Origin of the sequence: Mycobacterium sp. NPDC049093 (assembly GCF_040704635.1) — a bacterium.
Classification (GTDB): domain Bacteria; phylum Actinomycetota; class Actinomycetes; order Mycobacteriales; family Mycobacteriaceae; genus Mycobacterium.
Map to the genome: position 1 here is coordinate 115,165 of NZ_JBEZJS010000010.1, position 21,602 is coordinate 136,766.

The 21,602-nt window shown below is 67.7% G+C and carries 18 protein-coding genes and 1 riboswitch; of the genes, 9 read left to right on the forward strand and 9 right to left on the reverse strand.

Annotated features, from left to right (window positions below):
* Positions 1-36: 36 nt before the first annotated feature.
* Positions 37-804, reverse strand: coding sequence for an iron reductase (locus AB0876_RS30870; protein ID WP_526043803.1), 768 nt, complete (start codon positions 802-804; stop codon positions 37-39).
* 224 nt (positions 805-1,028) lie between these two features.
* Between AB0876_RS30870 and AB0876_RS30875 the strand changes: the two genes are divergently transcribed.
* From AB0876_RS30875 to AB0876_RS30915, 9 genes are all read left to right on the forward strand, one after another.
* On the forward strand, positions 1,029-1,445 hold the full coding sequence (locus AB0876_RS30875) for a BlaI/MecI/CopY family transcriptional regulator (protein WP_055114525.1): 417 nt from the start codon (positions 1,029-1,031) through the stop codon (positions 1,443-1,445).
* A 14-nt stretch (positions 1,446-1,459) separates the two neighbouring features.
* A complete protein-coding gene (locus AB0876_RS30880; RefSeq protein ID WP_491840877.1) occupies positions 1,460-2,431 on the forward strand; it encodes a M56 family metallopeptidase in 972 nt (323 codons plus the stop codon).
* Between the two features lie 51 nt (positions 2,432-2,482).
* Positions 2,483-3,949, forward strand: coding sequence for an NADP-dependent phosphogluconate dehydrogenase (gnd, locus tag AB0876_RS30885; protein ID WP_491840876.1), 1,467 nt, complete (start codon positions 2,483-2,485; stop codon positions 3,947-3,949).
* Positions 3,950-3,995: 46 nt separating this feature from the next.
* Positions 3,996-5,432 (forward strand): GuaB1 family IMP dehydrogenase-related protein, encoded by a 1,437-nt coding sequence (locus AB0876_RS30890; RefSeq protein WP_491840875.1) that lies wholly within the window; start codon positions 3,996-3,998, stop codon positions 5,430-5,432.
* A 225-nt stretch (positions 5,433-5,657) separates the two neighbouring features.
* A complete protein-coding gene (locus AB0876_RS30895) occupies positions 5,658-7,025 on the forward strand; it encodes a hemolysin family protein (protein WP_491840874.1) in 1,368 nt (455 codons plus the stop codon).
* Positions 7,018-8,127, forward strand: a complete 1,110-nt coding sequence (locus AB0876_RS30900; RefSeq protein WP_491840873.1) for a hemolysin family protein — start codon at positions 7,018-7,020, stop codon at positions 8,125-8,127. The genes AB0876_RS30895 and AB0876_RS30900 overlap by 8 nt, the downstream gene beginning before the upstream one ends.
* A gap of 75 nt (positions 8,128-8,202) precedes the next feature.
* Positions 8,203-9,129, forward strand: coding sequence for a 3-methyladenine DNA glycosylase (locus AB0876_RS30905; protein ID WP_526043804.1), 927 nt, complete (start codon positions 8,203-8,205; stop codon positions 9,127-9,129).
* A gap of 78 nt (positions 9,130-9,207) precedes the next feature.
* Entirely contained in the window at positions 9,208-11,406 is a 2,199-nt protein-coding gene (locus AB0876_RS30910) for a malate synthase G (RefSeq protein ID WP_526043805.1), read from the forward strand.
* Between the two features lie 55 nt (positions 11,407-11,461).
* The gene (locus tag AB0876_RS30915) at positions 11,462-13,732 is read left to right on the forward strand and encodes a substrate-binding domain-containing protein (RefSeq protein ID WP_526043806.1); all 2,271 of its coding nucleotides are present in this window, start codon (positions 11,462-11,464) and stop codon (positions 13,730-13,732) included.
* A 110-nt stretch (positions 13,733-13,842) separates the two neighbouring features.
* Here the strand turns inward: AB0876_RS30915 and gcvP are convergent, their stop codons facing one another.
* From gcvP to AB0876_RS30955, 8 genes are all read right to left on the reverse strand, one after another.
* The gene (gene gcvP / locus AB0876_RS30920; RefSeq protein WP_526043807.1) at positions 13,843-16,680 is read right to left on the reverse strand and encodes an aminomethyl-transferring glycine dehydrogenase; all 2,838 of its coding nucleotides are present in this window, start codon (positions 16,678-16,680) and stop codon (positions 13,843-13,845) included.
* 153 nt (positions 16,681-16,833) lie between these two features.
* A riboswitch (glycine riboswitch) is annotated at positions 16,834-16,932 on the reverse strand.
* 106 nt (positions 16,933-17,038) lie between these two features.
* Positions 17,039-17,659, reverse strand: coding sequence for a MerR family transcriptional regulator (locus AB0876_RS30925; protein WP_036387126.1), 621 nt, complete (start codon positions 17,657-17,659; stop codon positions 17,039-17,041).
* Between the two features lie 231 nt (positions 17,660-17,890).
* Positions 17,891-18,385, reverse strand: coding sequence for a bifunctional nuclease family protein (locus tag AB0876_RS30930; RefSeq protein ID WP_055114544.1), 495 nt, complete (start codon positions 18,383-18,385; stop codon positions 17,891-17,893).
* Positions 18,386-18,495: 110 nt separating this feature from the next.
* Complete coding sequence (ftsR, locus tag AB0876_RS30935) at positions 18,496-19,245, reverse strand: transcriptional regulator FtsR (protein ID WP_526043808.1); 750 nt, start codon at positions 19,243-19,245, stop codon at positions 18,496-18,498.
* A gap of 3 nt (positions 19,246-19,248) precedes the next feature.
* Positions 19,249-19,728 (reverse strand): glycogen accumulation regulator GarA, encoded by a 480-nt coding sequence (gene garA / locus AB0876_RS30940; RefSeq protein WP_055114548.1) that lies wholly within the window; start codon positions 19,726-19,728, stop codon positions 19,249-19,251.
* A 189-nt stretch (positions 19,729-19,917) separates the two neighbouring features.
* A complete protein-coding gene (gene gcvH, locus AB0876_RS30945) occupies positions 19,918-20,313 on the reverse strand; it encodes a glycine cleavage system protein GcvH (protein ID WP_055114551.1) in 396 nt (131 codons plus the stop codon).
* Positions 20,314-20,350: 37 nt separating this feature from the next.
* On the reverse strand, positions 20,351-21,103 hold the full coding sequence (locus AB0876_RS30950; protein WP_491840981.1) for a DUF881 domain-containing protein: 753 nt from the start codon (positions 21,101-21,103) through the stop codon (positions 20,351-20,353).
* 163 nt (positions 21,104-21,266) lie between these two features.
* Positions 21,267-21,599, reverse strand: a complete 333-nt coding sequence (locus AB0876_RS30955) for a small basic family protein (RefSeq protein ID WP_036449743.1) — start codon at positions 21,597-21,599, stop codon at positions 21,267-21,269.
* Positions 21,600-21,602 lie beyond the last annotated feature (3 nt).

Sequence of the window (21,602 nt, forward strand, 5' to 3'; positions counted from 1 at the left end):
CGTTAGTCTCGTATCTACATACTAGGCAAGGCTATCCTAATTAAGCAAGACCTTCCCCGCCCGGCCACTACCGCGGACCGGCAGACCGAAGCCGACCAGGGCATCGAGGACCGCCTGCCCGCGCCGCATGCTGACAACCTCACTCGTGCCGGCGAGCAGCGGGACCTGCGTGGCCGCGCCCACCACCGCCGCGCCCACCATGTGCCACATGGCCGCGACGGACATCGCGCCGTCACTGATGTCCACCAGTCGGATGAACAAGGGTTCGAGCGCGCGATGACTGCGATGAGCCACCCAGGTGGTCAGCGCCGCCTCACTGGGCAGCGCGACGATCCCGTCACGGCAGGCACTGGCGAACCGGGCCCGGCCGCAGCAATGGGGATCCTCCGGCAGACCGCGCAGGATCGGATCGACGACGCCGACCCAGTCGATCGCCCCTTCAGAGTCGACATGGACCCACAGGTTCTCCAAGCCGGTGTCCCAGGCGCGTCCCTCCAGAACCAGCAGCGGCACGACCCGGCCGATCACCACATGAATGAACGTGGCGGCCAACTGCTGGGCGACCGCGGCCCGGTTACCGGTCTCGGCCATCGCGGCATCGAACATGCCCTGCAACCGGTCGGCGGACAACGCCTCGGTCAGTGGCCACCACCGCCGCCGCGAGAGGTCACCCACCACGGCCACGCCGTAGACCCGCGGACACTCCGGATACAGCTCACGTAAACGCCGACTCGACTCGTGCAGCGGCAGCGTCCGCTCGATGGCCATACCCGCGATCAGCGGATCTTCGATCAAGACCGTCATGTCACCTCCGAAGGCTCCAGTTTGACTTAGGTTAGCCTTACTATAGTCACGTGAAGGATGAGAGCTACCCCCTGTGACTCGATTCACAACAGACCCCGGATATGGCGCTGACCTTGCGCTAACCCGACGTAGAACGCAGTCCGGGGTCCGACCTCGGATGCATACGACGCGCGGTAGTAAATGCGTAGTACGCTGGCTTTACTGCTCAGGAGAGTGAACGGAACATGGCCAAATTGACGCGTCTCGGGGAGCTTGAGCGCGAGGTGATGGATCACTTGTGGTCCGCACCCGAACCCCAAACAGTGCGCCAAGTCCATGAGGCGCTGGCCGCCCGCCGCGACTTGGCCTACACCACGATCATGACCGTGCTGCAACGACTGGCGAAGAAGAACCTCGTCGTGCAGCACCGTGATGACCGGGCGCACCGCTATGCGCCCACGCACGGCCGCGACGAGCTGGTCGCCGGCCTGATGGTCGACGCCCTCGACCAGGCCGCGGACTCCGGCAGCCGGCAGGCCGCGCTGGTTCATTTCGTGGAGCGAGTCGGCGTCGACGAGGCCCGGGCATTGCGTCGGGCACTCGCTGAACTGGAGAGCAAGCACCAGCTGCCCCCACCGGCTGGCAATTCGGGCCCCGCCTGAGAGAGACTTACGGCGTGTCCGCGCTGGCCTTCACTCTCGTCGCGCTGGCCCTCGTCGGGCCGGTACCGGCGGTGCTGGCGCGTGCGGCCTGGCCACTGCGCGCCCCGCGCGCGGCCATCGTGCTGTGGCAGTCGGTCGCACTGGCCGCTGTGCTGTCCGCTTTCTCGGCCGGTATCGCCATCGCGAGCCGGCTTTTCGTTCCGGGGCCGGACGGTCGGCCGACCGCCACGATCACCAGTGAGATCAAAGCCCTCGGCCTGCCGTTGTGGCTGCTCTACGTCGTGGTGTTCACCCTGACCCTGCTGATCGGTGGCCGGTTGTGTCTGGCCGTGATCCAGGTGGCGGTGGCTACCCGGCGCAGGCGCGCGCATCACCGCATGATGGTCGACCTGCTCAGCAAGTCCCGCGACGCGGTGCCGGCCCACCTGTGTACGGCGCACCGCCCGCTCGCCGGTGACGGTCTGCGCATCCTCGACGTCGCACAGCCACTCGCCTACTGCCTGCCCGGCGTCCGCAGCCGTGTCGTGGTGAGCGAGGGAACGCTCACCACGTTGTCCGACAACGAGGTTGCCGCGATCCTCACCCATGAACGGGCCCACCTGCGCGCCCGCCATGATCTGGTCCTGGAGATGTTCACCGCCGTGCACGCCGCATTCCCGCGGTTCGTCCGCAGTGCCAACGCGCTGGACGCGGTCCGGTTGCTGATCGAGCTGCTGGCCGACGACGCCGCGGTCCGGACGGCAGGCCCTACTCCCCTGGCCCGGGCGCTGGTCGCCTGCGCGAGTGGCCGCACCCCCTCGGGCGCACTGGCCGCCGGCGGACCGACCACCGTGATCCGGGTGCGACGCCTCGGCGGCAAGCCCAACAGCGTGGCCATGGCGGCCACGGCCTATCTGGCCGCGGCCGCCGTTCTGGTGGTGCCTACCGTCGCCGTCGCCGTTCCCTGGCTCACCGAGCTTCACCGCCTGTTCGCCGGGCTGGGATAAACCCCTGTCCAACAGGCGTTCTGACACAACAAAACAACGAAAGGCTGCGGCATGACGTCGTCGAGCACACCGTCCAGCACCACCGCTACCGCGCAGATCGGAGTCACCGGCCTGGCCGTGATGGGCTCCAATCTCGCCCGCAACTTCGCCCACCACGGCTATACCGTCGCGCTGCACAACCGGTCGATCGCCAAAACTGATGCACTGCTGGCCGAGCACGGCTCCGAGGGCAAGTTCGTGCGCAGCGAGACGATCGCGGAATTCCTTGACGCCCTGGAGAAGCCGCGCCGGGTGATCATCATGGTCAAGGCGGGCGACCCGACCGATGCGGTGATCAACGAGCTGGCCGACGCCATGGAGCCCGGCGACATCATCATCGACGGCGGCAACGCCCTCTACACCGACACCATCCGCCGGGAGAAGGCGATCCGCGAGCGCGGCCTGCACTTCGTCGGCGCGGGCATCTCGGGCGGCGAGGAAGGCGCGCTCAACGGCCCGTCGATCATGCCCGGCGGACCCGCCGAGTCCTACAAGTCGCTCGGCCCCCTGCTGGAGGAGATCTCCGCGCACGTCGACGGTGTGCCGTGCTGCACCCACATCGGCCCGGACGGTGCCGGACACTTCGTCAAGATGGTGCACAACGGCATCGAGTACTCCGACATGCAGCTGATCGGCGAGGCCTACCAACTGTTGCGCGACGGGCTCGGCCTGGAGGCGGCACAGATCGCCGACGTGTTCACCGAGTGGAACAAGGGCGACCTGGACAGCTACCTGGTGGAGATCACCGCCGAGGTGCTGCGTCAGGTGGATGCCAAGACCGGCAAGCCGCTGGTCGATGTGATCGTCGACGAGGCCGAACAGAAGGGCACCGGGCGCTGGACCGTGAAGTCCGCCCTCGATCTCGGCGTTCCCGTCACCGGCATCGCCGAGGCCGTGTTCGCCCGGGCACTGTCGGGTTCGGTGCCCCAGCGCAAGGCCACCACCGGTCTGGCCTCCGGCGACCTCGGCGCGAAGCCAAGCGACGCAGCGCAATTCATCGAGGATGTCCGAAAGGCGCTGTACGCCTCGAAGATCATCGCCTACGCCCAGGGCTTCAATCAGATCCAGGCCGGTTCGGCCGAGTACGGGTGGGGCATCACCCTGGGCGATATGGCCACCATCTGGCGCGGCGGCTGCATCATCCGGGCGAAGTTCCTCAACCGGATCAAGGAGGCGTACGACGACGATGCCGACCTGGCCACTCTGATCGCGGCGCCGTACTTCCGTGACGCGGTCGAGGCGGGCATCGACAGTTGGCGCCGGGTCGTGATCAAGGCCACCGAGTTGGGAATTCCCGTCCCGGGCTTCGCCTCGTCGCTGTCCTACTACGACGCGCTGCGCACCGAACGGTTGCCCGCGGCACTGACCCAGGGGCTGCGCGATTTCTTCGGCGCGCACACCTACGGGCGTACCGACGCCGAGCCCGGCCAGAAGTTCCACACGTTGTGGAGCGGCGACCGCAGCGAGGTTCAGGCCTAGATTCAGCGGCCCTGGCGGGAAAGCCCGCGCCACTAGACTCAAGGGCGTGAGGTTTCTGAACGGACACATCCCGCCGTACGACCTGACCTACAACGACGTCTTCGTCATCCCCGGCCGGTCCGAGGTGGCATCGCGGTTCGACGTCGACCTGTCCACCAACGACGGATCCGGCACCACCATCCCGGTGGTGGTGGCGAACATGACGGCGGTGGCGGGTCGGCGCATGGCCGAGACCATCGCGCGGCGCGGCGGCATCGTGGTGCTGCCGCAGGACCTGCCGAGCACCGTGGTGGCCGACACCGTGCAGTTCGTCAAGAGCCGCGATCTCGTGGTGGACACCCCCGTGACGCTGGGCCCCGACGACTCGGTGTCCGACGCCGCGGCGCTGCTGCACAAGCGTGCCCACGGGGCGGCGGTGGTGGTGTTCGAGGGGCGTCCGATCGGGCTGGTCACCGAGGCCGGCTGTGCCGGTGTGGACCGCTTCGCCCGCATCCGTGATGTCGCGGTGCCGGACTTCGTCAGCGCTCCGGTGGGCACCGATCCGCGAAAGGTGTTCGACCTCCTCGAGCACGCACCCATCGACCTGGCGGTGCTGACCGAGGCGGACGGCTCCCTGGCCGGCGTGCTGACCCGGACCGCCGCGGTGCGGGCCGGTATCTACACACCCGCCGTCGACACGGCCGGAAAGCTGCGCATCGCGGCAGCCGTCGGCATCAACGGCGACGTCGGGGCGAAAGCGCGCGCGCTGGCCGAGGCCGGCGCCGACCTGCTCGTCATCGACACGGCACACGGGCATCAACTCAAGATGCTCGACGCCATCAAGTCGGTGGCGTCGTTGAACCTCGGCCTACCGCTGGCGGCGGGCAACGTGGTGTCCGCAGAGGGCACCCGCGACCTCATCGAGGCCGGCGCCTCGATCGTCAAGGTAGGGGTGGGCCCGGGCGCCATGTGCACCACCCGGATGATGACCGGCGTGGGACGCCCGCAGTTCTCTGCGGTCGTCGAATGTGCAGCCGCAGCAAAGGAACTCGGCGCCCACGTGTGGGCTGACGGCGGGGTCCGGCATCCGCGCGACGTGGCGCTGGCACTGGCCGCGGGCGCCGCCAACGTGATGATCGGCTCCTGGTTCGCCGGCACCTATGAATCCCCCGGCGACCTGCTGCACGATCGGGAGGAACGGCCGTACAAGGAGAGTTACGGCATGGCCTCCAAACGTGCGGTGGCCGCCCGCACCGCCGGGGACAGCCCGTTCGACCGCGCCCGCAAGGCCCTGTTCGAAGAGGGCATCTCGTCCTCGCGGATGAGCCTCGACCCGGGGCGCGGCGGAGTCGAGGACCTGCTCGACCACATCACCTCAGGGGTGCGCAGCACCTGCACCTATGTCGGCGCAGGCAATCTCACCGAACTGCACGAGAAAGTCGTGCTGGGCGTCCAGTCGGCCGCCGGTTTCGCCGAGGGACATCCGCTGCCGACCGGATGGTGACCGCGATACTATTGAGGTTCGGAGTATGGCGTCGACGGCCGCGTATCGCCCGGTCGTCCGCCGTATCAGATCGAACGAAAGGGTTCACGTGCCGCAGGCACCCACCGAGGCCTCCGGTTCTGAACCGGCCTTCGGGGTGGAACACCAGTCACTTCTGAGCGCCGAAGCCGACGACCCCTCTCCTAGTCGGCCGGGCCCCCGGCCCGGCGTTCCTCTGGAGAGCTGATGGGCAGCTCAACGGACATAGTTTTCTCGTTGCTGTCGATCCTGGCGATCGTCCTCCTCACTCTCGGCACCGCGGTGTTCGTGGCCGCCGAGTTCTCCCTGACCGCACTGGAGCGCAGCACGGTCGAGGCCAACGCCCGCACCGGCGACCGCCGCGACCAACTGGTCCGCCGGGCGCACCGCACCCTGTCGTTCCAGCTCTCCGGAGCCCAGGTGGGCATCTCGATCACGACGCTGGCGACCGGTTACCTCGCCGAACCCGTGGTCGGCGAGCTCATCCGCCCCGGCCTGGACGCCCTCGGCGTACCACCCAACGTGGCGTCCGGTCTGGCCCTGTTCCTGGCCATCCTCATCGCGACGTCGCTGTCGATGGTGTTCGGCGAGCTCGTGCCCAAGAACCTGGCCGTGGCCCGCCCGGTCCCGACGGCACGCGCGGCTGCGCCGTTCCAGCTGCTGTTCTCGATGCTGTTCACGCCGGTCATCCGGCTGACCAACGGCACCGCCAACTGGATCGTGCGCCGCCTCGGCGTCGAGCCGGCCGAGGAACTGCGCTCGGCACGTTCGGCCCAGGAGCTGGCGTCGCTGGTCCGGAACTCGGCCCGCAGCGGATCTCTCGATCCCACCACCGCGCTGCTGGTGCACCGCTCGCTGCAGTTCGGTGAGCGCACCGCCGAGGAACTGATGACCCCACGCTCCAAGATCGAGGTGCTCGACGCAGGCGATTCGGTGTCCGACCTGATGGCCGTCGCGATCCGCACCGGCTATTCACGGTTCCCGATCGTCGAGGGTGATCTCGACGAGACGATCGGCGTCGTCCACGTCAAGCAGGTGTTCTCGGTTCCGCGCGAAGACCGGGACCGGACCCGGCTGGCCGCGCTGGCGCTGCCCGTGGCCACGGTGCCGTCCACCCTCGACGGCGATGCCGTGATGACCCAGATCCGGGCCAACGGTTTGCAGACCGCACTGGTGGTCGACGAATACGGCGGCACCGCGGGCATGGTGACGGTCGAGGACCTGATCGAGGAGATCGTCGGCGACGTGCGTGACGAGCACGACGACGCCACGCCCGACGTGGTGCCGGCCGGCGCCGGGTGGCAGGTGTCCGGGCTGCTGCGGATCGACGAGGTGGCGGCCGCCACCGGGTTCCGCGCCGCCGAGGGCGAATACGAAACCATCGGCGGTCTGGTGCTGCAGGAACTCGGTCACATACCGGAGACCGGCGAAGCCGTGGAGCTCACCGCGTTCGACCCGGACGGCGACCCGGACAAGCCGACTCGATGGCTGGCCACGGTGGTGCGGATGGACGGCCGCCGGATCGACCTGCTCGAACTGACCAGTCTCGGAGCCCGGGAGAACGAGCATGGGTGACATCCTCGGTGTGCTGCTGACGGTGCTGCTGCTGGCCGCCAACGCGTTCTTCGTGGCCGCGGAGTTCGCGCTGATCTCGGCCCGCCGCGACCGGCTGCAGGCGCTCGCCGAGCAGGGCAAGCGCAGTGCGGTGACCGTCATCAGGGCGGGCGAGCACCTGTCGCTGATGCTGGCCGGCTCCCAACTGGGCATCACGATCTGCTCGATCCTGCTGGGGCGGGTCGGCGAACCCGCCGTCGCTCATCTGCTGGAGAAACCCTTCGCGCTGATCGGCGTGCCCGACGCGGTTCTGCACACGGTCTCGTTCTTCATCGCGCTGGCTGTCGTGGTGACCCTGCACGTACTGCTCGGCGAGATGGTGCCGAAGAACATCGCCATCGCGGGGCCCGAGACTGCCGCGATGCTGCTGGTCCCGCCGTACCTGGTGTACATCCGGGCGGCCCGGCCGTTCATCGCCTTCTACAACTGGTGCGCCAACGCCACGCTGCGCGCGTTCCGGGTCGAACCGGTCGACGAGCTGGAATCGGCCGTCTCGACCGTCGAACTGTCGGAGATGATCGCCGAATCGGTGTCCGAAGGCCTGCTCGACACCGAGGAGCACGGTCGCCTGACGCGGGCCCTGCAAACGCGCACCCGTACGGTCAGCGATGTCGCGATGCCGCTGAACGAGATTCACGCCATCCGGGTCGCGGCCCCTGGGTCCGGGCCCACCGTGGGGGATGTGGAGCGGGCGCTGACCGACACCGGTTACTCGCGCTTCCCCGTCGCCGATTCGTTCGGGGAATTCATCGGGTACCTGCACATCAAGGATGTGTTGCCCCACATCAACGACCCCGATGCGGTGCTGGATCTGTCCATGGTGCGTCCGCTGCCGCGTGTTCCGGCCTCGTTGCCGTTGCCCGAAGCGCTGTCCCGGATGCGACGCAGCAACAGTCACCTCGGGCTGGTCGTCAACGAGGAGCACGGCGAGGACCAGGACGGCCCTGACGGTGCGAGCGACGCGCCTGCCCGCCCGGACGGGACCGTCACCGCGATGGTCGCGCTCGAGGACCTCGTCGAGGATCTGGTCGGCACGGTGCGCGACGGCACCCACCGCATCTGACCCGTCGGATCCTCCCTCGGGTGCATCGGTAGGCTCGAGCCGCATGGCGGCAGCGGGCCACCCAGTGGAGGAGACATGGAAGGACGCGTTGGATCTGACGCGGCCGGACTGACCCTGCCGGATGCCGCCGCGGTCGACGAGGTCCTGGCGGGCCCGGATTGGGCGGCCCGCGCAGAATCACACCGGCGCCGCGCCGACGACTTCCTCACACCACACGTGCGCCGCCGACACGCCGGTGAGCCGCACCCGGTATGGGATTTCCTGTTCACCTACTACAGCCTGCGACCCCGTCAGCTACGCCTGTGGCATCCCGGTTTCGGGGTGGTCCTCGCCGGCGGAGGGTCGGAGTCGTATCTGCGGCGCACGGGTTACGGCCCACATCCGCACGGTGTCACGGTGCGGGCCGACTACCTGCATTCCCGCATCGAGACGGTCCGCTTCGTCGCCCGGTTGATGCGTGCCACCGCGACGCGGGCGCCCCGGATGAACTGCTTCGGACTGCACGAGTGGGCCATGGTCTACCGGACTCCCCAGCTACGTCATGACCGGGTTCCGTTGCGCCTCGGCACCGCCGGAACCGATGCGGTCGTCGAGTCGATGCCCTTGCGGTGCAGCCACTTCGACGCCTTCCGTTTCTTCACCGAGGCTGCCGTCCCCCGCAACGACCGGCAACTGAGCCGGGAGCAACAGCTCGACACCGAGCAGCCCGGCTGCATCCACGCCGCCATGGACACCTACAAATGGGCGTACAAGCTGGGCCCTCTGGTGCCGTCGGAACTCGTGATGGACGCACTCGAACTGGCCGCCGACGCGCGGGCAGTCGATATGTGTGCCAGCCCATACGACTTGAGACGCTATGGTTTCGAGCCGATCGCCATCGAAACACCGGCCGGGCGTGCCGAATACGTCAGGGCCCAACAGCGCATCGCCGAACGGGCGGCGCCGTTGCGGATCACTCTGGCAAACCGGTGTGAGCTGTTGCTCACCAGGCTGGACGGCTGAAAGGCCGACGTTACCAATGGGTAAGCTGGATAAACGGCAGGCACCGCACGGTGCCTGGAGCCGAGGGAGGAAACGCGCATGACCAATCGCGTGACTGTCGGAAACCTGCGCGTGGCACAGGTGCTGCACGACTTCATCACCAACGAGGCACTGCCGGGCACCGGCGTCGACCCGGACAGCTTCTGGTCCGGTGTGGACAAGGTCGTCGCTGACCTCACCCCGAAGAATCAGGACCTGCTGGCCCGTCGCGACGATCTGCAGGCGCAGATCGACAAGTGGCACCGCGCTCATGTGCTCGAGCCGGTCGACCCCGAGGCCTACAAGCAGTTCCTCACCGATATCGGCTACCTGCTGCCGGAGCCCGCCGACTTCAGCATCACCACCTCAGGCGTCGACGACGAGATCACCTCGACCGCCGGCCCGCAGCTCGTGGTGCCGATCCTCAACGCCCGCTTCGCGCTCAACGCCGCCAATGCCCGGTGGGGCTCGCTGTACGACGCGCTGTACGGCACCGACGTCATCAGCGAAGACGACGGCGCGGAGAAGGGCACGGGCTATAACAAGGTTCGTGGCGACAAGGTGATCGCCTACGCCCGCAAGTTCCTCGACGAAGCGACGCCGCTGGCTGCCGGCTCCTGGTCCGAGGCCACCGGCCTGAAGATCGACGACGGCCAGCTGCTGGTCGAGTACGGCGACAACCTCTCGAGTGGCCTGGCCACCCCCGAACAGTTCGTCGGCTACACCGGCGAGCTGGGTCAGCCGCAGTGGTCGGTGCTGCTGGCCAACCACGGCCTGCACATCGAGATCCTCGTCGACCCCGACTCCCCCGTCGGCTCCACCGACGCCGCAGGCATCAAGGACGTCGTGCTGGAATCCGCGATCACCACGATCATGGACTTCGAGGACTCCGTGGCCGCCGTCGACGCCGACGACAAGGTGCTCGGCTACCGCAACTGGCTGGGCCTGAATCGCGGTGACCTGGCCGAGGAGGTCAGCAAGGGCGGCAAGAGCTTCACCCGCGTGCTCAACCCGGACCGCACCTTCACCACCCCGGACGGCGAGGGCGAGCTGACCCTGCCCGGGCGCAGCCTGCTGTTCGTGCGCAACGTCGGGCACCTGATGACCAACGACGCGATTGTGGACGCCGATGGGAACGAGATCCCCGAGGGCATCCAGGACGCGCTGTTCACGGGCCTGATCGCGATGCATGGGCTGAAGTCCACCGAAGAGAACGGCGAGCTGACCAACAGCCGCAGCGGCTCGGTCTACATCGTCAAGCCCAAGATGCACGGCCCCGACGAGGTCGCGTTCACCTGCGAGCTGTTCGGCCGTGTCGAGGACGTGCTCGGCCTGCCCGAGTCCACCCTCAAGGTCGGCATCATGGACGAGGAGCGCCGCACCACGGTCAACCTGAAGGCAGCCATCAAGGCCGCCGCGGACCGTGTCGTGTTCATCAACACCGGCTTCCTGGACCGCACCGGCGACGAGATCCACACCTCGATGGAAGCCGGCCCGATGATCCGCAAGGGCGCCATGAAGGCCCAGCCGTGGATCAAGGCCTACGAGGACAACAACGTCGATGTCGGTCTGGCCACCGGCCTGGCAGGCAAGGCCCAGATCGGCAAGGGCATGTGGGCCATGACCGAGCTGATGGCCGACATGGTCGAGCAGAAGATCGGCCAGCCCAAGGCCGGCGCCACCACCGCGTGGGTGCCCTCGCCGACGGCGGCCACCCTGCACGCGATGCACTACCACCAGGTGGATGTCGAAGCGGTGCAGAAGGAGCTGGCCGGCAAGAAGCGCGCCACCATCGAAGAGCTGCTGACCATCCCGCTGGCGGACTCCTCACTGACCTGGTCGCCCGAGGAGATCCACGAAGAGGTCGACAACAACTGCCAGTCGATCCTGGGTTACGTGGTCCGCTGGATCGACGCCGGCGTCGGCTGCTCGAAGGTGCCCGACATTCACGACGTCGCGCTGATGGAAGACCGCGCCACCCTGCGGATCTCCAGCCAGCTGCTGGCCAACTGGCTGCGTCACGGCGTCATCACCGAAGAGGACGTCAAGGCCAGCCTGCGCCGGATGGCCGCGGTCGTCGACGAGCAGAACGCCGGTGATCCCGACTACCTGCCGATGGCGCCCAACCCGGATGCCAGCATCGCGTTCGGCGCGGCACAGGAGCTGATCCTGTCCGGGGCAGCACAGCCCAACGGCTACACCGAGCCGATCCTGCACCGGCGCCGCCGCGAGTTCAAAGCGAGCACCGCCGGGAAGTGATTAGACTTCGGCGGGTCCGGATGACTAGTCGGCGCGAGACGTACAGGGGTTAGGAATGGGTAGGCACAGCATTCCCGACCCTGAGGATGCACCCGACGAGCCCGATCACGGGCATGTCGGGGACTCCGATTACCGGGACGATTACGACCGTCCCCGCGGCGAGCAGTCCCGGTACGCCGAAGATGACTTCGACACGCCCGGGCGTCAGCCCGATCGCGGGTATCGGGATGCACCTGCCTACCGGGACGAGCCGGGCTACCGGGACGACCGCGGTTATCGGGCCGAGCCCGAACCCGGGTACCGCGCACCGCAGTACGCCGACGGGGACGACGACTACGAATCGGACTACCACGACTCGGAGTACGCCGATTACGACGAAGCCGAGTTCGTAGACGAAGCAGAGTACGTAGAGGAAGACGGGTACGACGACGAGTACGTCGACGGCTACCGCGACCACTATGCCGCCGACGACTACGACGCGGAGTATGCCGACGATCAGCCGACCGCCCAGTTCGGTGCGGTGGGCGGCGTCGATGATCCGCCGCCGCCGACCGGCCCGACGGGCCGCCAGCGTGGCGAGTGGGACGGTGAGTGGACCGGCAGCCACCGCGCCGTCGAGTCCGGGCGCCGGGGTGTCAGCGTCGGTGTGATCGTCGCACTGGTCACCGTCGTGGCCGTGGTCGGCGCGATGATCCTGTGGAAGTTCTTCGGTGACGTGCTCGCCGGCCGCAGCGACGCCGCAGCCGCACGCTGTGTCGACGGCGAACTCGGGGTCGCGGTGATCGCCGACCCGACCATCTCCTCCCGCATCGAGGGACTGGCCAACACGTACAACGAGTCGGTCAGCCCCGTGGGCGACCGCTGCGTGAAGGTGCGCGTGCAGTCCGCCGATTCTGACCGCGTGGTCAGTGGCTTCGCCAACGCGTGGCCCAGCGAGCTCGGTGACCGTCCGGCGCTGTGGATTCCGGCCAGCAGTATCGCCGAGGCTCGGCTGGAGGCGACCGCGGGCGCCAAGACTGTCAGCGACAGCCGGTCCCTGGTCACCTCGCCGGTGCTACTGGCGGTCCGGCCGCAACTCAAAGACGCCCTGGCACAACAGACCTGGGCCACCCTGCCCCAGCTGCAAAGCAGCCCGGCGGCGATGAACGCGCTCAAGCTGCCCGGTTGGGGCACGCTCAAACTTGCCCTGCCGACCCACAGCAACGGCGATGCCGCGTTGCTTGCCGCCGAGGCCGTCGCGGCGGCAACGGCTCCTTCGGGCGCGCCGGCGACGTCCGGTATGAGCGGCGTGAACAGCCTGTTCCACGGGCAGCCCAAACTCGACGACTCCGAGCTGGGCACCGCTCTGGACGCGTTGCTCAACGCCCCCGATGCGGCCACTGCACCGGTGCATGCGGTGGCGACCACCGAGCAGCAACTGTTCCAGCGGGCCACCTCGGTCGACAACGTCAAGTCCTCGTTGGCCGGCTGGCTGCCGCCCGGTCCCACGGCCACCGCCGACTATCCGACGGTGCTGCTGGCCGGCGACTGGCTGGAGAAGGAACAGGTCACCGCGGCCAGCGAATTCGCCCGCTATCTGCGCAAGCCTGAACAGCTCGCCGAATTGGCCAAGGCCGGTTTCCGCGCCGAGGGCACGTCGCCGCCGTCCAGCGATGTCACCAGTTTCAGCCAGCTCGCGGCACCGTTGTCGGTCGGCGACAACTCGATGCGGGTGACGCTGGCCAACGCCACGGCCACACCGTCGGGAAACCCCGCGGTCACGATCATGCTCGACCAGTCGATGCCGACCGAAGAGGGCGGCAAGTCGCGCCTGGCCAACGTCGTGGCCGCGCTAGACAGCCGGCTCAAGGCACTGCCCGATACCGCCGCGGTCGGCCTCTGGACCTTTGACGGCACCGAGGGTCGGTCGGAGATTTCGACCGGCCCCCTGGCCGAGCCGGTCAGCGGGCAGCGACGCTCCGATGCGCTGACCTCGACGCTCGACGGGCAGTCCGCCTCGGGTGGCGGCGCGGTGTCGTTCACCACGCTCCGCATGCTCTATACCGAAGCATTGTCGAAATACCGTGAGGGCCAGAGCAACTCGATCCTGTTGATCACCACCGGACCACACACCGATCAGAGTCTGGACGGGGCCGGGCTGCAGGACTACATCCGCGGCGCATTCGACCCGGCCCGTCCGATCGCGGTCAACGTGATCGACTTCGGCACCGGCTCGGACCGTGCCACGTGGGAGGCCGTCGCGCAGGCGACCAGCGGCACCTACCAGCATCTGTCCAGCTCGACCTCACCCGAACTGGCCAGCGCGGTCAACACCATGCTGGGTTGATCCGCACTACCGCACCCGCACTACCTCACCCGTGACGCCGCGACGCGCCACTTTCTACCTCAGGGTTGTCCGGAGCAACCGGGCACAACCCTGAGGTGGAAATCGATGTATCAGGCGAACGCCTCGACCGGCGGGCAGGAGCACACGAGATTCCGGTCGCCGTAGGCACCGTCGATCCGACGCACCGGCGGCCACACCTTGGGACGGAACCCCTTGCCCAACGGGTAGGCGGCCTGCTCGCGGGTGTAGGGGTGATCCCACTCCGTCACCAGCAGGCACTCGGCGGTGTGCGGGGCGCCGCGCAACGGGTTGTCTTCCGCTGACCACTCCCCCGAGCCGACCCGGTCGATCTCGGCGCGGATGGCGATCATCGCGTCGCAGAACGCGTCGACCTCGGTCAGGCTCTCGCTCTCGGTCGGCTCGACCATCAACGTGCCTGCCACCGGGAAACTCATCGTCGGTGCGTGGAAACCGTAGTCCGCCAGACGCTTTGCCACATCATCCACGGTCACACCGGTGTCCTTGGTGATCCCGCGCAGGTCCAGGATGCACTCGTGGGCGACCATGCCGTTCTCCCCGGTGTAGAGCACCGGGTAGTACTCGTCGAGGCGGCGGGCCACATAGTTGGCCGACGCGATCGCGGTCAGGGTCGCTGCGCGCAGACCCGTGGCCCCCATCATCCGGATGTAGGCCCAGGTGATCGGCAGAATCGACGCGGACCCGTAGGGTGCCGCCGAGACGGTGTGCTCATCGGGCAGTTCGTCGGCCAGCGGATGGCCCGGCAGGAACGGCGCCAGATGCGAACGCACCGCGACCGGCCCGACCCCGGGGCCACCACCGCCGTGCGGGATGCAGAACGTCTTGTGCAGGTTCAGGTGACTGACGTCGCCGCCGAAGCGGCCCGGCCGGGCCAACCCGACCAGCGCGTTGAGGTTTGCGCCGTCCACGTAGACCTGGCCACCCACGTCGTGCACGGCCGCGCAGATGTCGGCGACATCGTGCTCGTACACCCCGTGCGTCGACGGATAGGTGATCATCAGCGCGGCAACACGATCCGCATGCTCGGCGATCTTCGCGCGGAGGTCGTCGAGGTCGACGTCACCGTTCTCCCGGCAGGCCACCACCACGACGCGCATGCCGGCCAGCGCCGCCGAGGCGGCGTTGGTGCCGTGCGCGCTCGACGGGATCAGGCAGAGGTCACGCTCGGTATCGCCGCGCGAGTCGTGATAGGCCTTGATCGCCAGCAGACCGGCGTACTCCCCCTGGGAACCGGCGTTGGGCTGCAACGAAATCTGGTCGTAGCCGGTGATCCCGGTGAGCCAGTCCTGCAGATCGGCGATCACCTTGCGCAGGCCCGGGTTGTCCGATGCCGGCGCGAACGGGTGCTGACGGCCGAACTCTGGCCAGGTGATCGGCTCCATCTCGGCCGCCGCATTGAGTTTCATCGTGCAGGAACCCAACGGAATCATGCTGCGGTCCAAGGCAATATCCTTGTCCGCCAGCATCCGCAGGTACCGCATCATCTCGGTCTCGGTGCGGTAGGAGTTGAACGCCGGATGCGTGAGGAACTTGGAAGTTCTGGCGGTTCGCTCGACCTGATCGGCAGCGGCAGCGGCCGGCGCCAGCTCGAATGCCTCCAGGACCGCGGCCACATGCTCGTCGGTGGTCGCCTCGTCGCAGGACACCGACACGTGGTCGGCGTCGACGCGCCACAGGTTGATGCCCTTGGCCTTGGCCGCCGCGACCACCGCGTCGGCTCGTCCGGGAACCCGGGCCAGCACAGTGTCGAAGTACTTGTCGTGCACCAGCGCATCGCCGAGTGCGGCCGCGATAGCGGCGGCATGGCCCTGCACGCGGCGGGCGATCGCCGTCAACCCTTCGGCACCGTGGTAGCTGGCGTACATCGCGGCCATCACGGCCAACAGCACCTGCGCGGTACAGATGTTGCTGGTGGCCTTGTCCCGGCGGATGTGCTGCTCACGGGTCTGCAGCGCCAGCCGGTAGGCCGGCGACCCGTCCGCGTCGACAGAGACACCGACCAGCCGGCCCGGCAACTGCCGAGCATGCTTGGCGTGCACCGCCAGATAGCCGGCGTGCGGGCCGCCGAATCCCATTGGCACACCGAACCGTTGGCTGGTCCCGAAAGCGACGTCGGCCCCGATCTCGCCCGGCGGGGTAATCACCGTCATCGCGAGCAGGTCTGCGCCCACCGCCACCAGTCCGCCACGCTCATGCGCCTCGGCGATCAGCCCCGTCCAGTCGTCCACGCGGCCACTCGCACCCGGCAGCTGCACGATGACGCCGAAGAACTCACCCTCGGGCAACCCCTGACGCAGGTCCGTGGTGACGATCTCGATGCCGAGCGGCTGCGCGCGCGTGGCCAGCACCGCCGCGGTCTGCGCGTAGACATCGGTGTCGACCAGCAGACGGTTCGTCTTGGATTTGGTCGCGCGGTGCATCAGGGTCATGGCCTCGGCCGCGGCGGTGCCTTCGTCGAGCATCGAGGCGTTGGCCACCTCAAGTCCGGTCAGGTCCGACACCATGGTTTGGAAGTTCAGCAGCACCTCGAGCCGGCCCTGGCTGATCTCGGGCTGATACGGGGTGTAGGCGGTGTACCACGCGGGGTTCTCAAGGATGTTGCGCCGCAGCACGGCGGGCGTGAACGTGTCGAAGTAGCCCTGCCCGATCATCGAGACCGCGGTCGTGTTGGAGTCGGCCAACGCGCGCAACTCGGCCAGGGACTGCTCCTCGGTGGCCGGCGCGGGCAGAGCTTCGAGACCCGGGGCCACCCCATCGGCCGCCAGCGCGTCGAGAATGCCTGCGGGCAGCGCCTTGGCGGCGAGCTCGTCGAGGGATGCCACGCCGATCACGTCGAGCATGGCGGCAACGGCGGAGGCGTCTGGGCCGATGTGACGATCGGAGAAACGCGATTGATGCTGGTCGGACACGACACTCTCCTGAGGCGCAGACGTACTCGGACGTCGTAGCAGTCCCTCTCCCTCTGTCGTCGACCCGGTCCGGGTGCCTGAGAGATTCAGCCCCGGTACAGGACTTTTCCCCATGGGCGGGTACCCAGCGGGTACCACTTTCCAGAGGCATCGGGGCCTGGCGCGGTCCTGGGTGCCTGAGAGGTTGACGGAGAGGTATTGCTCCTTCGGCGTCCGTGGCTGGCTGTCACGAAACTCTCCCGCACGAGGGCGATGCGTCGGCAATTCTACCGGCAGCGCACCGGTGTCGGCGACCAGACGCGAACGTACCCCTCGACGCCGGTCGAGGGGTACCTAAGTGACGGTTCGCGGGGGTGGCTCAGCCGATCTTGCGGTCGCGGCTTTTGCGCCGCGACGCCAGCTCATCCTCGGGTGACGCGATGGACTCACCGCCGTCGGCACGCTCACCCGGGAAATCGGCGATGGTGCCGGTCAGCTCACGCATGGCGCCGGACACCGCGATGCCGAACACGCCCTGGCCGCCCTGCAGCAGATCCACGACCTCTTCGGCCGACGTGCATTCGTAGACCGTGGTGCCGTCGGAGAACAGGGTGATGTTGGCCAGATCCTGCACGCCACGCTGGCGCAGGTGATCGACCGCAACCCGAATGTTGTGCAACGAGATGCCGGTGTCCAGCAACCGCTTGACGATCTTGAGGACCAGGACGTCCTTGAACGAGTACAGACGCTGGCTGCCCGAGCCCGCGGCGCCCCGGATGGATGGGACCACCAGGGAGGTACGTGCCCAGTAGTCCAGCTGCCGGTAGGTGATACCGGCGATCTGGCAGGCGCTGGGCCCGCGGTAACCGACCAGTTCGTCAGGCACCGAATCATCGGGGAACAACCCGCCCTGCACGGGTTCGCCAGCTGGCCTGACAGGCGGCTCCGCGCCGCTCCCGGTGGTCAGATCCAGTTCTTCCTGCCGTGGCGTGTCACCCACTGTGAATCCTCTCGCCGTTCGAACTCGCCCGCGTTATCCCGCAGCGACTTGTGCCTCGACGGTTTGCTGTGAGCTCGAATGTGTCGAGCATACGCTTCCCGTCGGGCCCTGATTGCCCGCTGTGAAGAAAGTATGGCGTCCGAATTCCCGCCCGATTGTCTCCCGCGCCGCGTGTCGACACCGGTATACCCACTTGAGATGTACCCGTGACCTGCAAGGCGCGGGCGACGCTCATGTCGCCTTGAAGTCGTCCGGCGAAACGCTGTCGAGGAACTCCTTGAACTTCTCGACCTCGTCCTCACGGACGGTGCCGGCAGCCTCTTCGTCGTTCTCGTCGGGAATCAGCAGGCCGGCCTCGGCCAGCACCGCCTCCTCCACGTAGATCGGCACGCCGACACGTAGTGCGATCGCCACCGAATCCGAAGGCCGAGCCGACACCGTGATGTCGCGGTCGAAGATCAGGTCGGCGTAGAACGTGCCTTCCTGCAGGTCGACGATCCGCACCTCTTTGAGTGAATGCCCAAGGGCGGCAATGACATCTCGGATGAGGTCGTGAGTGAGCGGCCGGGCGGGCTCGACGCCCTGCTGTTCCAGCGCGATCGCGGCGGCCTCCGACTGTCCGATCCAGATCGGGAGATAGCGGTCACCGTTGGATTCCCGCAACAGCAACACGGGCTGGTTCTGCGGCTGTTCCACCCGAATGCCGACCACGCGAACCTCAGCCATCTGTGCCTGCCCTCCGCACCGCCGTGCCGTTTCGTCGAATCTTCGTCCTTCGCCAGTTCGCCTCAGGGATCCCGACTTAGACGAACTGGCCGTCGAAACGAGTCTAGTCCTCAGCGATCCAGAACGTCGCGTACGGCGGACTTGATCAGTGACGTGTGCAGAGTGATCGCCAGAGCCGCCACTTCACGGGCCAGGTCATCGGCCCGGTCCCGCGCGCCGGCCTTGCCCGCCTTGCCCACCGGGCCGGCGATCTGGGCGATCAGGTCGGATTGCCGGTCAGCCGCGGAGCGAAATGCCCGCAGGTGCCTGGGCTCGACGCCGTAGTCACCCAGGGCGCGTGCGCACTGCGCGATCACCACGGAATGCTCGTCGAAAAACCCAGCGGGCCCGGCGGTGATGATGCCGTTGCGAACCAACGCCCCCAGCATCTCCTCGTCGATGCCCGACCGGGTCAACAGGTCTTCACGGGAGAGCCGGACCTGGGTCGGCGCCACCGCCGACAAGCCGGCGGCGCCGTCCACTCCGTCGCCCCCACTCTCAGACACCCCGACGAGACGGGGCACCCCGTAGGCCGATCCGGCCTCCGGCAGTTCACCGTCGGGCTGGGCGTCCAGCTGAGCCTTGATCACCTTCAACGGCAGGTACTGGTCACGCTGAGCGGTCAGGATGAACCGCAACCGCGCACAGTCGTATGCAGTGAACCGCCGGTACCCCGACGCGGTGCGCTGCGGCGTGACCAGTCCCTCGGCCTCGAGGAACCGGATCTTGGAGATGCTGACATCCGGAAAGTCGCCCCGCAGCAGGTCCAGCACTGCGCCGATCGACATCCCGGCCAGCGCAGGTCTGTCGGGGGCAGTCATCGGCTAGCTGGTGGGGCCGCTGTCGTCGTCAGACCGGGGGCCGGTGAGGAACACCAGGCGGAACTTCCCGATCTGCACTTCGTCGCCGTTGGCGAGGACGGCCGAATCGACCGGCTCGCGGTTGACGTACGTGCCGTTGAGGCTGCCGACATCGACAACCTGGAACTCACCGCTCTCCAACCGGAACTCGGCGTGTCGACGACTCACCGTGACGTCATCGAGAAAAATGTCGCTGTCCGGGTGCCGCCCGGCCGACGTGGTCGGCTGATCGAGCAGGAAACGCGATCCGGCGTTCGGTCCACGCTTGACGACCAGCAATGCCGAACCCGCGGGCAGGCCCTCGACGCCGGAGACGGCGCCTTCGGTACCGGCCGTTGCGGGCGCATCCAGTTCGTTCAAAAAGTCCGCGCGGAAAACCGATGTGGTTTCCACCGTCACGTCTTCCGACTGGTCGGCCCCCAAATTGCTGTCCTTGTCCGTCACCCGCTGCTCCTCACTGGCTGCTGTGGCGTTGGCCGGCGCGGCCCCAGCCCATCGTCGGTCTCACGTCGACCGTACCGCGCATCAGGCATCGTTGTGTCCACCACCGCCGGATCCGATGGGGAAGATATCTGCGCGCCGGGTACGGCCGAACCGGTCTCGGCGACCGGCCTTCGAAACCCTAACAATTACTCACTCGGTCACGGCGGCGCGGTAGCCGTCCGCGTCGAGCAAACCGGCCAGGGCGTCCTCGAGCGTGCCTTCCTCGAGCCGCAGATCGACCAGCCAGCCTTCGCCGTAGGGGTCGGAGTTGACCAGCTGAGGACTGCCGTCCAGATCACCGTTGACCGCAACGACTTTCGCCGCGACGGGAGCGTAGAGATCCGACACCGACTTGGTGGATTCGACCTCACCGAAGGCATCGCCTGCAGCCAGCTGGGCACCGACGTCGGGCAGTTGGACGAACACCACATCGCCGAGGGCGGACTGTGCGTAGTCGGTGATGCCGACGCGCACCGTGTCGTCACCGGTGCGCTGTACCCACTCGTGCTCCGAGGTGTAGTAGAGGTCGGCTGGGATGTCGCTCACGGCGCTCCTTATGGTCGGGCGGTTGGTGTTGCTGTGCTCACTTGACGGGCTGAGCGTATTGGCGTGGTTTCGGTTGTCGCAAGGCGGTGACGTCGACACGCTCGGCTTGTTGTATCACCATCGTGCCGCCGACACGCTTGACACTGTCCATTGCCCCGCCGGGAATGTTCATCGCGGCGGCCAGGGTCGGCGGGTCCCCTATGGCCAGAACCGAATACGGCGGCCGCAGGGTCACCTCGTCGACGGTGAGCGCCCCGGGCGTGCCGACGATCCAGGTGTCGATGCCGACCCGAACGGCGGCCTGCTGATCGCCACCGCGGATCTCGAGGGCCTCGGCGCCCGCGGCGCGCAACTCGTTGATCACATCGAGCATGGTCTCGGCGGGAACGCCGGGCGCATTGTCTTCTATGGTGAGCGTCACGCCGGGTCCCGTGGCGCCCACCGTGCCGATCTGGATGGACAGGGCCTCCAGCCGGGACTGGGCGTTCTCGATCGCGGCCTGGTCACTGCTGCCCGAGGCCTGCAGCTGCTGCAGTGTCCGCTGCAGGTCGGCCACCTCGGTGTTGAGCGAGCCCTCACGTTGCTGCAGGGAGTCGAGCAGCACCAGCAGATCCGCCGGGCGCGCGGTCTCCAGCGAATCCCCTGACTCGTTCTGGCGGACCTGCGTGACGATCGCCATGCCCAGCAGGATGCACAGCAACACGCCGAGCGCGCCGAACACCAGCTGCGAACGGCTGCGGCGCACGATCCGCAGATTCCGGAACCGGCGCGGCGAGACATCGGCGGGCATCTCGTGGCGGCCGTGGTGCTCGGCCTCGGGCTGCGGCTCGGGCCGGTCCGGCTCAGCGGGCTCAGTCGGCTCAGCGGGCTCAGTCGGCTCGGTCGGCTCAGCCGGGTGGTCCTCGGTCGGCTCGGCCGGGTCTTTCTTGGGTGGGGGCTCGGCGTCGCTCATGTCACGCACCGAACAACCTGCGCCGCAATGCGGCGGCATTGCCGAAGATCCGGATGCCGAGGACCACGATGATCGCCGTCGACAGCTGGGTACCGACGCCGAGCTGATCACCGACATACACGATCAACGCCGCCACCAACACGTTGAACACGAACGAGACCACGAACACCTTGGCGTCGAATATGCGCTCCAGGTAGGCGCGCAACCCACCGAACACCGCATCCAACGCCGCCACGACGGCGATGGGCAGGTACGGCTCGACGAAGTCGGGAACGCTGGGGTGGAACACCAACCCGAGCACGATCCCGACGACCAGTGCGACGATCCCGATCATCTA

Bases quoted from the DNA above. Each gene is read 5' to 3' on its own strand.
- AB0876_RS30950 (WP_491840981.1), bottom strand. From the start codon at position 21,103: ATGCCCGCCGATGTCTCGCCGCGCCGGTTCCGGAATCTGCGGATCGTG.
- AB0876_RS30900 (WP_491840873.1), top strand. From the start codon at position 7,018: ATGGGTGACATCCTCGGTGTGCTGCTGACGGTGCTGCTGCTGGCCGCC.
- AB0876_RS30870 (WP_526043803.1), bottom strand. From the start codon at position 804: ATGACGGTCTTGATCGAAGATCCGCTGATCGCGGGTATGGCCATCGAG.
- AB0876_RS30930 (WP_055114544.1), bottom strand. From the start codon at position 18,385: ATGGCTGAGGTTCGCGTGGTCGGCATTCGGGTGGAACAGCCGCAGAAC.
- AB0876_RS30905 (WP_526043804.1), top strand. From the start codon at position 8,203: ATGGAAGGACGCGTTGGATCTGACGCGGCCGGACTGACCCTGCCGGAT.
- gnd (WP_491840876.1), top strand. From the start codon at position 2,483: ATGACGTCGTCGAGCACACCGTCCAGCACCACCGCTACCGCGCAGATC.
- AB0876_RS30955 (WP_036449743.1), bottom strand. From the start codon at position 21,599: ATGATCGGGATCGTCGCACTGGTCGTCGGGATCGTGCTCGGGTTGGTG.
- AB0876_RS30915 (WP_526043806.1), top strand. From the start codon at position 11,462: ATGGGTAGGCACAGCATTCCCGACCCTGAGGATGCACCCGACGAGCCC.
- ftsR (WP_526043808.1), bottom strand. From the start codon at position 19,245: ATGACTGCCCCCGACAGACCTGCGCTGGCCGGGATGTCGATCGGCGCA.
- AB0876_RS30910 (WP_526043805.1), top strand. From the start codon at position 9,208: ATGACCAATCGCGTGACTGTCGGAAACCTGCGCGTGGCACAGGTGCTG.
- AB0876_RS30895 (WP_491840874.1), top strand. From the start codon at position 5,658: ATGGGCAGCTCAACGGACATAGTTTTCTCGTTGCTGTCGATCCTGGCG.
- AB0876_RS30875 (WP_055114525.1), top strand. From the start codon at position 1,029: ATGGCCAAATTGACGCGTCTCGGGGAGCTTGAGCGCGAGGTGATGGAT.